The sequence below is a fragment of the Treponema denticola ATCC 35405 genome (genome assembly GCF_000008185.1).
Taxonomy (GTDB): domain Bacteria; phylum Spirochaetota; class Spirochaetia; order Treponematales; family Treponemataceae; genus Treponema_B; species Treponema_B denticola.
The window spans coordinates 358,821-371,711 of record NC_002967.9 but is presented as its reverse complement, the minus strand read 5'-3'; the positions used below and the strand labels follow the sequence as shown (position 1 = coordinate 371,711).

6 protein-coding genes and 1 CRISPR repeat array are annotated in these 12,891 nt (G+C 33.8%); of the genes, 1 reads left to right on the top strand and 5 read right to left on the bottom strand.

From position 1 onward, the window contains the following. Positions 1-5: 5 nt before the first annotated feature. The 5 genes from TDE_RS01620 to cas9 form a co-directional block, all read right to left on the bottom strand. Positions 6-656: a TetR/AcrR family transcriptional regulator gene (locus TDE_RS01620; RefSeq protein ID WP_002681296.1), complete on the bottom strand. Its 651-nt coding sequence runs from the start codon at positions 654-656 to the stop codon at positions 6-8. Between the two features lie 106 nt (positions 657-762). Beyond that, a CRISPR array of direct repeats spans positions 763-4,559; the repeat unit is 36 nt; unit sequence GTTTGAGATCCATCTTAAATTACACAACTCTCAAAC. Positions 4,560-4,653: 94 nt separating this feature from the next. Further along, positions 4,654-5,328, bottom strand: a complete 675-nt coding sequence (csn2, locus tag TDE_RS01615) for a type II-A CRISPR-associated protein Csn2 (RefSeq protein WP_002681294.1) — start codon at positions 5,326-5,328, stop codon at positions 4,654-4,656. Continuing rightward, a complete protein-coding gene (cas2, locus tag TDE_RS01610) occupies positions 5,325-5,630 on the bottom strand; it encodes a CRISPR-associated endonuclease Cas2 (protein ID WP_002666293.1) in 306 nt (101 codons plus the stop codon). Before cas2 ends, csn2 begins: the two co-directional genes overlap by 4 nt. A gap of 4 nt (positions 5,631-5,634) precedes the next feature. After that, positions 5,635-6,507, bottom strand: a complete 873-nt coding sequence (cas1, locus tag TDE_RS01605) for a type II CRISPR-associated endonuclease Cas1 (protein ID WP_002681291.1) — start codon at positions 6,505-6,507, stop codon at positions 5,635-5,637. Continuing rightward, complete coding sequence (gene cas9, locus TDE_RS01600; RefSeq protein WP_002681289.1) at positions 6,504-10,691, bottom strand: type II CRISPR RNA-guided endonuclease Cas9; 4,188 nt, start codon at positions 10,689-10,691, stop codon at positions 6,504-6,506. The genes cas1 and cas9 overlap by 4 nt, the downstream gene beginning before the upstream one ends. Positions 10,692-10,993: 302 nt before the next feature. Between cas9 and recQ the strand changes: the two genes are divergently transcribed. After that, complete coding sequence (gene recQ, locus TDE_RS01595; RefSeq protein WP_002681287.1) at positions 10,994-12,874, top strand: DNA helicase RecQ; 1,881 nt, start codon at positions 10,994-10,996, stop codon at positions 12,872-12,874. The last annotated feature ends 17 nt before the right edge of the window (positions 12,875-12,891 follow it).

Below are 12,891 nucleotides of genomic sequence, written 5' to 3'. Positions count from 1 at the left end.
TTTTTTTATTCGATTGTAAAGCTTTTTTTTACACAAGAATAGAGAAAGTCGTGGAGCTCTCTTTTTCCCTCATCAAAAACAGTTTTGTCTTCAAAGAGTTCATAGATTATAAGGATTCCGTTAAAAAGACGGGAGTAGAGCCGTCCTGTTTTGTTTGTTTTATACTTTATTTTTTTACCTTCAAAAGTCCCTTCTTTAAACAAATGTTCCAGATTTTCGTTTATAAACTTATGAGCTTGATTTTCAAGTTTCCAAAAAAGAGTCTCATATTCTTTGTCATATAGAATTTCGGCAAGAAACATTAGATAAAGCCGTTTTTCGGGAACATTATCAAATAGTTTTGCTTCTAAGGCTTGGGTTACAATTTCGTAAGGGTCATCAATTTTTTTTGCAGAACTAAAGATTTCTTCATTGCGTCTGTATCGAAAATAGTTTCCTTCCTGCATTATGGCAAACATTATAGCCTTCGTACTTTTAAAGTACTGATAAACCCCTCCTTTTGAAAGGCTTGTAGCGGCAACAATATCTTCCATCGTAGTATTATGAAAGCCCTTTTTCAAAAACACCTTTTTTGCAGCTTCTATTATCTCATACGTCCGTTCTTCTTTTGTTTTCCGTTTAAATTTAGCCATATCTATATTATAAAGAAAAATCAAAAAAAAGGAAAGCCTATTATAAATGAATATTCTATATTTTATACATGATGAAAATCAATGGGAACCTCAAAAAGCTGAAATTTTTCGAGGTTCCATTAAGCATTGTGCTTGGTTGTCATCTTAAATTACACAACTCTCAAACCCCTATAAACTTTGATGCTCTAGCTGGAAAGTTTGAGATCCATCTTAAATTACACAACTCTCAAACGTGGACAGCCACCTGTTGTGCTCGAGCGAGGTTTGAGATCCATCTTAAATTACACAACTCTCAAACGATAGCTCAAATCAAAAGTCGAATAACCAAGTTTGAGATCCATCTTAAATTACACAACTCTCAAACGGTGGGCTTACCGGGTGCTTGACGCTCAATGTTTGAGATCCATCTTAAATTACACAACTCTCAAACAACGGGCCGTGCAATTCCGCAGGGCGGGCTGTTTGAGATCCATCTTAAATTACACAACTCTCAAACCCTTTCAAACCAAGACCTTTTTTTGAATTAGTTTGAGATCCATCTTAAATTACACAACTCTCAAACAACCTCTCCAGTGGAACCGCCTGCATTTTCGTTTGAGATCCATCTTAAATTACACAACTCTCAAACGAAAACAATTGACATTTGGGGAATTTCAAAGTTTGAGATCCATCTTAAATTACACAACTCTCAAACTTTTTTACTAACTTTAACGACAAAAGATATGTTTGAGATCCATCTTAAATTACACAACTCTCAAACTGACTTGTTTTATTTAGTACCTCAAAGTTTGTTTGAGATCCATCTTAAATTACACAACTCTCAAACAGAATAGGTAAAGTCATAGATATATCGCATGTTTGAGATCCATCTTAAATTACACAACTCTCAAACAACTTCGCATTTTATAAATTCTTTTCCAAGGTTTGAGATCCATCTTAAATTACACAACTCTCAAACCGTTTCGTTGCATATCTGCATAATATGCCCGTTTGAGACCCATCTTAAATTACATAACTCTCAAACATAGAGTTTATACGTAAAGTAACTAGAGACGTTTGAGACCCATCTTAAATTACACAACTCTCAAACCTGGTTTGCCCGATGCTACTATTGAAAGGTGTTTGAGACCCATCTTAAATTACACAACTCTCAAACTGACTTGTTTTATTTAGTACCTCAAAGTTTGTTTGAGATCCATCTTAAATTACACAACTCTCAAACGAGTACTCGAGAAAGAGCGAGCATATGTTCGTTTGAGATCCATCTTAAATTACACAACTCTCAAACAACTTCGCATTTTATAAATTCTTTTCCAAGGTTTGAGATCCATCTTAAATTACACAACTCTCAAACCGTTTCGTTGCATATCTGCATAATATGCCCGTTTGAGATCCATCTTAAATTACACAACTCTCAAACAGTAGTTATTATTTTTTTCATCATTAACCTGTTTGAGATCCATCTTAAATTACACAACTCTCAAACACGCGGCGTATTCCCTCACGGCTGATTGTTGTTTGAGATCCATCTTAAATTACACAACTCTCAAACACCAATCGTATCAGCATCAACTTTTGGGAAGTTTGAGATCCATCTTAAATTACACAACTCTCAAACCATAAGACAGAATGGTAAGGTTATTCCCTTGTTTGAGATCCATCTTAAATTACACAACTCTCAAACGGGACTAAGTCCGAAAAATCACACATTGTTGTTTGAGATCCATCTTAAATTACACAACTCTCAAACGGAGGTTTGGACATGGACAAACAGAAGAAAGTTTGAGATCCATCTTAAATTACACAACTCTCAAACGTACCAATTAGGGTTCCCAAAAGTAGATAGGTTTGAGATCCATCTTAAATTACACAACTCTCAAACACGTCTACTCGGATGACTGTGAACTTTTGGGTTTGAGATCCATCTTAAATTACACAACTCTCAAACCTTCAACTTGTAGGGTTATTTGATGTAGCAGTTTGAGATCCATCTTAAATTACACAACTCTCAAACTACCTTCTTTCGCCAATCTTCCTTATCAGGGTTTGAGATCCATCTTAAATTACACAACTCTCAAACCTTCAACTTATTGGATTTTTTGACGTAACAGTTTGAGATCCATCTTAAATTACACAACTCTCAAACCATGCGAATTGCTTTATAATGGTGAGGCTAGTTTGAGATCCATCTTAAATTACACAACTCTCAAACGTTCCATCAGAACAACAAGCAATCATTGTAGTTTGAGATCCATCTTAAATTACACAACTCTCAAACGACTTTAGGAAATCCTAATTGATACCAAAGGTTTGAGATCCATCTTAAATTACACAACTCTCAAACCGATGTGAAGTTCAGAATAATAACTTCTCGGTTTGAGATCCATCTTAAATTACACAACTCTCAAACGCCTTGATTGCCTTTTCGACAAGCGTCGAAGTTTGAGATCCATCTTAAATTACACAACTCTCAAACCAACTCTCAAAGTGGCTTGTGAGTTACTGCGTTTGAGATCCATCTTAAATTACACAACTCTCAAACCAGCATTTACTCATGCCTTCCAAATAATCAGTTTGAGATCCATCTTAAATTACACAACTCTCAAACAGGGCAGCTTTTTCCTTGTCCTTTTCATTCGTTTGAGATCCATCTTAAATTACACAACTCTCAAACGCTGTTTGTAGTGATCGCGGTGATGTTGACGTTTGAGATCCATCTTAAATTACACAACTCTCAAACAATAGGCGGAGTATTGAGGGTGGTAGATTCGTTTGAGATCCATCTTAAATTACACAACTCTCAAACTTTTCCTCTGCTAACTTTATAATACAAAGAGTTTGAGATCCATCTTAAATTACACAACTCTCAAACCTATAATACGGCTTTTTTTCGAAAAGTAATGTTTGAGATCCATCTTAAATTACACAACTCTCAAACCATAGCTGCAAATAGGAGTTACAAAAAAGGGTTTGAGATCCATCTTAAATTACACAACTCTCAAACATTACTTCGTGCCTTATAGGATTCTAGATGGTTTGAGATCCATCTTAAATTACACAACTCTCAAACATTGTTAATCATTCCAAAAAGATTGGAACCGTTTGAGATCCATCTTAAATTACACAACTCTCAAACGGAGCTTGCGTCGCTATAGGCGTTCCAGCGGTTTGAGATCCATCTTAAATTACACAACTCTCAAACAGGAGCTTGCGTCGCTATAGGCGTTCCAGCGTTTGAGATCCATCTTAAATTACACAACTCTCAAACTCTATGAAGATTACGATATAGTTTTTCCGCGTTTGAGATCCATCTTAAATTACACAACTCTCAAACTCCGGCTTCACCTTCAATGACAACTAATTGTTTGAGATCCATCTTAAATTACACAACTCTCAAACATTGTTCGGTAAAATTCCACCTTTTGTTAGGTTTGAGATCCATCTTAAATTACACAACTCTCAAACATTAGCAACATCGCGTTGAAATACAGAATCGTTTGAGATCCATCTTAAATTACACAACTCTCAAACATTGTTAATCATTCCAAAAAGATTGGAACCGTTTGAGATCCATCTTAAATTACACAACTCTCAAACGAAGTTCCTTTCTTCTGCTTCGATTTTGTAGTTTGAGATCCATCTTAAATTACACAACTCTCAAACTGGTTTGAATCTTGCGATACATTCGATTTTGTTTGAGATCCATCTTAAATTACACAACTCTCAAACGGTGATGGTGCTGGGTCTGGAACTCCTATAGTTTGAGATCCATCTTAAATTACACAACTCTCAAACGCGGAGCTTTAAAGAAGGCTCAACTTGATAGTTTGAGATCCATCTTAAATTACACAACTCTCAAACTTCGATTTTTCCATTTTGAAACCTCCTATAGTTTGAGATCCATCTTAAATTACACAACTCTCAAACGTCAGATATGGCGTAGGTGGAGAGCCTATCACACTATTGATAGCGGTAGTCTAAGATGATTACTTTTTAATACTACCATGAGAAGTATTTATTGTCAATATATTTCGCAAAGGTCCTTATCAATAATATATGATTTTTCACAATCTTCTTTTGTAGATGTGTATGACCCCTCGATTAAAAATAGATTTGTTTTTATATAGCAGGCAAATTTGTATAACTCGGATAAATCTTTAAAATGTAAGAACTGTTTTAGGTTTATAAAAATAAAGCATTTTATTTGATTTAATTCCACAGAAGCGCTTATATAATCTATAATTTTTTCAAGTAAATTTGTATATTCTGTTTCAAAAGAGATATTAACAGCTTTAAATATGCTGATCAAGTCCAGTTCTTCACTCCGTTTTAAAGGTATATCCAAAGAAAGAAGTACATCGTCTATATGTTTTAATATTTCGCTTTTTATGGTGCATGTTTTTAGGTAATTATATTCATCGGAAATACTTTGTTTTAAGATCGAATAAATTTTATTTAAATTTTGTTTATTATTTATATCTAGATTTATAGGATTTAGTATCAACTCACATGTTTTTGGTATAGAAAGCTCTTTGTCATCCTCGGATAATATGAATTTGCCCTCATTACCTGAATATTGACTAAAAAGCTCCGATACAAATTCGGTAAAAAAAGTTTTATTTTCTATAGTTAAAACATTAACTTTATTTTCCGAAAATATTATTTGATTTTTAATGTCAGGATGTACCAGTTTCATAGAACAACAAGCCTTTCATCGGTATTTAAATATTCTGTTTTAGATTCTCCAATAATAATTTCCATTTTTGCATATTGCTTTTCGGTGACGGTTAATACTTCAACCAAGCCTTCTGGAGGTTTATTCTTCTCTATACTTTTTACAATAGAGTCTCTATTTGTAAGATTTAAAACCAATTTTGAATAAACCGACTTTTGCTGCATAATAAAGCCGGATTTAATTAGATACTTCCTAAAAACCGAATAATTATGCCTATTTTCGGGTGTTATTACGGGTAAATCAAAAAAAACGATGACTCTCATAAATCTATAACTCATTTCGGTAAAAGTTAATTTGTGAAATATCCTTTTCATTTAGAGCATCAAAAATACTGTGTACAAAAATTTCGATAGCTTTATTTAGATAATGCTCTTTATTGTTTATGAGCACCTTTTTATTTATAACACTAACTATTTTTAGTTTTTCTTCATGTTCAAATTTTTGAGGATTAAGTTTAAAAACTTCTGCATCAACGAGAGGCCTAAAAGGCTCCATAAGGTCTGATCCGAGATTAAAGGGATTAAACATATTATCATGAAAAATTCCCAGTTGTGTAATATAACCGTTTGCTATTATTTCACGATTAAATGCAGAAAGTAAGATGCTATATCCGTAATTTAGAGCGGCATTTATAGGAATATCCAAACTTCTGGAAAAACCTGCTCCAAATAACGCTGCAAAATATGCTTTTGCAGCATGGGCTTCCTTATTTGTTTTATCGTTAATATCTATATCCGTAATATACTCAGCCAGTAAACTTGCTTGCGGAAGATTCAGTTTTTCTAAGAGGTATTTTTGCTGTCTTATTTTTTCTGTTACGACCTCAGTCCATACAAGCTGTTTGATATTCTTATCCCATTTTATTTGAAGCCTGATTTTTTCGCTGGTATCGTGGCTGCCGTAATATCCTATCAATTCAGAAGCCGGATTTCGTTTTTCGTCACAAAAAATTACCTTAACCTTTTGTTTTATAAGCTCATTTAATAAGGCTGCGGTTATAGATACCGCTGTCGTTTCAATGATTAAAACTGAAATTTCTTCGATAAAAACTTTTTGAGTTTTTTCACCCCGAACTACTAGATGATTTAAGTGTAAATCCAGCTTTGCCCTATTTGAAATAACAACGGTTCTCCAACTCATACCTTTAACAAATCAATCCTTTTTTCAAAAATACCTGTTATTGATTGGTAAATTAAAATACAGTTATCAAGACTAGATATTTTATTTCCTATCTTTGCAACTCCTGAATATTTGCTTCCGCCTATATGTTGTAAGTCTGATACATTTCTAGTGGCAGAAAACAGTTTTAAAATCTCTAAAATAACTTCAAACTGATTTTCGATTATTAAAGATTTAAACTTTTCTTTTCCTTTGACTAAGATATCAATAGTTGCAGAGTTAGGTCTTTTTTTATAAATAGTATCCTTATGTTTTGTTAAAAGCATATCATAGATTTCCAAATTCTTCTTTTGAAGAAGGTCATAAAACTCCTTTTCTCCTATTTCATCATTTTTTGTCTTTTTCCATAAATTTTCTTTGATATAAGATCTAAAGGATAAGTCTTCATAAGGAGAAATTGTTTTTCCTATCTTTTCTCTTTGACTTCTTATTTCACTGAATCTTATAATTTTTTTAAAATAAAGAACTTCATTATTTGAACAGCAAAACTGAACAGCCGGACGCAGTAAGAAAGAATCATTGGTTTTCCCTGTTATATGACAAGGGAAACCGTTAATTTTTAAGAGGGAGTTGATTTTTATTTTAGGAACCAAAATCTTAAATTCTTTTTTCCCTAGCAGATCTGTTAAGTAACTCTTTAATACATCTTGATCTTTTTGAATGTCTTTTACCAAATATAGAGGGATGGTTTCTAAGCTTCGTATTTTATTCCCTTTTTCTTCGTATTCTATAAGAGTATAATATGCAGCAGAGACTTTATTATAGCCCCCATATTTTGAAATATTAGAAAAAGGACCTTCTTTTTTTAGAGGATGCTGGCCCAATCCTTTTTTCATAATGGTTTGGTTAAAGAGTTCTCCTTTTTTGCAGGCGGCTTGGCGTGTATAAATAGGGGTATTTCTTTTAAGCATATCCTTCACAGTGATAATTGTTTTTCCTTTTTCCCATGCCGTAATATTATTTCTTTTTACATCATAATCAAAAACTTTATAATAATTGTAAGTATCGGCAATCTTTGGATTATCCCGTTTCTCCTTTATAAAGTTCCAAGGATTATTTGTAAATTTTGTATTATATACATTTCCGACAACAATATTTAAATATGCATCATGAGCATGATGAAAATCGTTTATTTCTCTGCATTTTACAATATCGAATTTATTTCTAAACATTGATACGGTTTCAGCTTTAGAATAAACAATCTTAGTTTCGGGAAACATTTTTTCTAATACTTTTGCAGCTACTTTTGTCGCCTGTCTTGTTTCTACAAGCTGTCTGGCAATGAATTTTGCCGTTTCGTCATCCGAGATTGGAGTGGCCCTTGTTAACCTATTCAATTTTTCAAGGCTTATAAAGTTATTTCGTTGTAAAAAATTCCAAAAGCCCCTTTGCTTTGATTGAATTTCAGACTTCAAAGGATATTTATCTTCCTTATTTTTATTGCAGCTGCTGCATACTAAAACCCGATTACTTATACTGTCATCTTTAATCTTGGATTGGGGATAAATATGATCTATATCATAGTTGCTTGTATCAAATACATGGCCTATTTCAATCGGTTTACCGCAATACATGCACTTTCCAAGCTGCGTGTAATAAAGATAAAGTTTGTCGCTTCGAAGCCTTAAATTATCTTCATTTTCTATTTTACCTGAAAGGTCTTTTATCTCGGAACTAAAAGCATCCGCATCATTTTTACAGTTATTGTATAAGTCTTGTAAAATTTTTAATCTTGTCTTAGTCCTCGCAGGTTCAAGCTCTGCACCCTTTGCCATTTCTATAAATATTTTTTTAGGAGGGGCTTGGGTAATATGCGATATTTCTTTTACAAGCTTTAGAGTCTGCCACAACATTTTTTTTACCGATGGTGATAAAAACAGAGGCTTAACCAAACCGTCATATGAAAATTGCTTTTCAGCATCTTCAAATCCCGAATTTATCTTTTTAATATTTTCAGTAAATGTAAATTCACTGCTAAGCAACTCCATTAAATTATTTTGAGTTTCCCGCATTGCAGTTATTATATTTACCGGTTCGCTAAAACCCGGCATTTCTGATGTGACGGTTTCAAGGAATTTGCGTGACAAGCGGCCCCAACCTGAAAATTTAAGATTTAGAATTTTTTTGATCTGTTCATCAGAACAATATTTTCCATATTCGGCTTTTATTTTTGTTTTAAGTATTGTTTTGCCTTCTCCTTCATCATAGATAGTAGCCCATCGTATAATTTCTTCAAGCATATTCTTTGTAGAAATTTCATCTACTTGCTTTCCGAATATGTTTTTAAGTTCTATATATGATTTTAACGAAGATGTACATTCTTTATCGATACCTAGAATAATTACTTCATCAGTTTTATTGCAAATACCTTCGTGTTTGATAAAAGTTGAAATTTGTTTTTGTGTAATCTTTTTATATTTTTTAAATAAATCTTCGTATATTTTTTGTTTTAGTTTAATATCGCAGATATTTTTTCCGTCAATGATAATCTGTAAATTGTTGATTTCATTTAAAACGGTATACTCGGAATATAAAAGAGAACTTTTTGGTAAAACGGATTCCCCTACTAAATATGTGCAAAAATTGGTTCTGCTTGTAATAAATGCTTCAGCTGTTTTTTCTTTATCGATATGATCAAAAAAGTTCCATGGAGTAGTTTTACCGGAAGGCGATTTTTCTTTTTTTACTACCCAGCATCTATCGGGAAAAAATTTTTTATGGTTATCGTTTATAGGTCCAATATAATAAGGAATCTTAAATGTTAAAAGCATTATAATCTTTTCACTGTGAGATAAACCTTTTTCATCTTTTTGTTTTAAAAAGGAAAAATGTTTTTCTGCGTTTGATAATATTTTTTCCAGCTCCATCTTGCGTAATTGATAAGGAATCTCCGCATTGCTTTTAGATATCTGTTTAGGTAAAAAAGTCCCTGTTTCAATTTCGGTCAATATATCATTTACTTCCTTTATCTCGGATTTTGCTGAAAGGATAGTTTTTAAAAATTTGTAAAAATCTTCTTGATTTACAGAATTGTTTATAATTAGTTTTTTACTCTTGGTTTTACATACGCCTACATATCCGGAGTAATTGTTGTTATTTTTTTCGTTTTTATTGTATCCGAATACTTTTTTATAATCTTTTGGGAAATGCTTTTTTATAACATTTTTTAATTTAGTCAAATCGGTTTTATGCTTTTCATATATTTTTACCTTTGCAAAAGAAAGATACTGTTCATCGCCTATTACCTTGGAAAGAACCGAGCAGTTATATACAGCCTTTGCTTTTAATAAAAGCTCAAAAGAATCTCCTAGAATGGAAGCAAGATCATCACTCAAAGCATCAAAATCATCTTTCGAAAAAGATATACTATTTTTCTCCGCATCCTTTAAATCCGGATTATCATAAAGATCGGCAAAGTTTATTTTGTTGCCTGATATTAAATTAGTAATAGCTTTTTTTTGTTTGTCGGAGGGTTTCAGTCCTAAAATCTTATTTAGGCGGCTTTGTTTTTCGGAATTTTTTAAAGAGCTATCCTTTAAAATCTCTTTTACTTTTTGGCTATCGGCATCAATATCGACTTCCATATCTTCACGCAGATATTCAAAAAGGGCTTGTATAGAAGTATCAAACTGATTTTCTGAATCGAAATCGCCCTCGAATAAAAAATGACCTCTTTTTTTTATAATATTATGACAGGCTAAGTATAATAACCTTGGATCCGGCTTTACCTTGTTTTCAATCCAAGCCTTTATCAGATGGTTTATGGTAGGATAGGCTTTATGGTAGGTCTTATCGGCAAAATCTTTATCATTAAAAAGAGTGTTTTCCTGTAATATAGTCTTGTCTTCTGCATAGAAAGGGCTTTCCTTCATTCTTTGGAAAAATCCCTCATCTGTTTTTGCAATTTCTTGGGAAAAAAGCTCTTGAAGCAGCTTTATTCTTTTTTTTCTTCTCTCAATACGGCGCCTAGCCCCCCTGTGAAGCCTTCTCACTTCCGCAGTTTCCGCCGTCTCAAAACACCTCATTCCCCAAAGGTCTTTACGATTAGCCTTTAAGAGTTTATAGTCAGTATCAGTAACTGCCCAACCAACCGATCCGGTTCCTACATCCAATCCGAGAAAATAATCCTTAATTTCCTTTTTCATACCTTGACCATTCCTTTAAAAAGTATTATAATAACAGCATACACAATTTAAGATCCATCTTAAATTACACAACGAGTTCAAATAAGAATTCATCAAAATCGTCCCTTTTGGGACCGCTCATTGTGGAGCATCAAGGCTTAACATGGTTAAGCCTTTTTTTTATTAGTTACTCAAAATTATAACTTATTTTTTTCTACCTGTCCACAATTTATATTGAATTATTTGAGTTATTGACTGCTCCCTATAACTTTTCACAAAATGCTTGCCTAATTTGCCGTTTTAGGGTATAATATCATCCATATATGACGCGCGGATCAAAAGGTTCTGACAGTAAAAAAAAGCTCGCCTCCCCTGAAGACATTTTAAAACAGGTCTTCGGATATGACGAATTTAGACCCTTCCAAAAAGAAATTATAGACAGCCTTCTCCAAAAAAAAGATGTCCTTGCGGTAATGCCCACAGGAGGCGGAAAATCTTTATGCTATCAGGTTCCGGCCCTCATTTTTGAAGGGGTAACTATAGTAGTTTCTCCCCTTATCTCTCTTATGCATGACCAAATTTGCGGTTTGGAAACTATCGGTGTTGAAGCTGTTGCCTTAAACAGCTCCTTGGATTGGGAAAAATATGCCGATAATATACGCCGTATTAAAAACGGAGAAGTAAAAATTCTCTATGTTGCTCCTGAAACGCTGGCCAGTGACCGATGTAAAGAGCTGCTATCTTCAATAAAAGTGGATTGTCTTACAATAGATGAAGCTCACTGCATTTCGGAATGGGGTCATGATTTTAGGCCGGAGTACAGGCAGTTGGCTGAAATACGCAAGCTCTTAAAAGAATCGGCCTGTCTTGCCATAACGGCAACAGCAACCGAAAAGGTGCGCTCAGATATAAAGAAAATACTAAAGCTCAAGACGCCAAAGGAGTTTGTTGCCGGTTTTAACCGCAAAAACATTTTTTTGGAAGTGAAAGAAAAGCAAAAGCCTTTTGAACAGGCTTCGGACTTTCTAAAAGAACATAAGGGCGAAAGCGGAATTATTTACTGTTTTTCCCGCAAACAGGCAGATACCTTGGCCGTTCAATTATCGGTTTTAGGCTATAATGCAAAACCCTACCATGCGGGACTATCCGACGAGCTTAGGCAAAAAACTCAAAACGATTTTATCAATGACGATATAGAAATAATTGTAGCAACCGTGGCCTTCGGGATGGGAATAAATAAGCCCAACGTAAGATTCGTTATTCATTTTGATTTACCCAAGAGTATTGAACAATACTATCAGGAAATAGGCAGAGCAGGCCGAGATGGAAATCCGGCTCATGCTCTTTTGCTTTTTTCGGCTGCCGACATTTTTAAGCTCAAATTCTTGATGCAGGATAAATCTCCCGATGAGGTAAAAAAAGCCGAATCAATGCTTTCAGCTATAAGTAATTATGCTCAAGCCAATAGCTGCCGCCGACGGGCAATTTTAAAATATTTCGGAGAAAATATTTCCGAAGAAAAACTAAAGGAAATACAGGGCGATGCTCCGTGCTGCGATTTTTGTTCCAGAGAAAAAATAGAAAAAACCGATTTAACGGTTCCTGTGCAGAAATTTTTATCCTGCGTTGTCAGAACCGGATGCCGATTTGGAGCAAGCTATATAATCGATGTTCTTTTAGGCTCAAAGCAAAAACGAATACTTGAAAACAAGCATAATGATCTTTCCGTCTGGGGTATAGGTACGGAATTCAATAGGGAAGGATGGTTTAATCTTGTCCGTATTCTATTAGCGGAAGACTATCTTGTAAAAGATGAGGATTACTCGGTATTATCGCTTACCCAAAAAGCAAAAGAAGAGCTCCAAGCCCGAACAAGTATCATGCTTCCTTTTAATTATGAAAAAGACAATTCGGTTAAAAAAGAAGTAAAAGAAAAATCAAAACCTCAAACATCTGAAAATACTTTAGATGCTTGCAGTAAGGCAATAGTGGATGCACTAAAACAAAAGCGCAGGGAGCTTGCCGATGAGGCAAGGGTTCCGGCCTATATTATTTTTTCGGATAAGACCATCTTTGATTTGGGCTTAAAAAAACCTACAACGACTACCGATTTGGATAATATCTTTGGAATAGGAAAAGCAAAGAAAGACAAATACGGGGATATTATTTTAAAGACAATCTCATCTGCCCGTAAAAATAAATAAGCACTAAAAAAGGGATT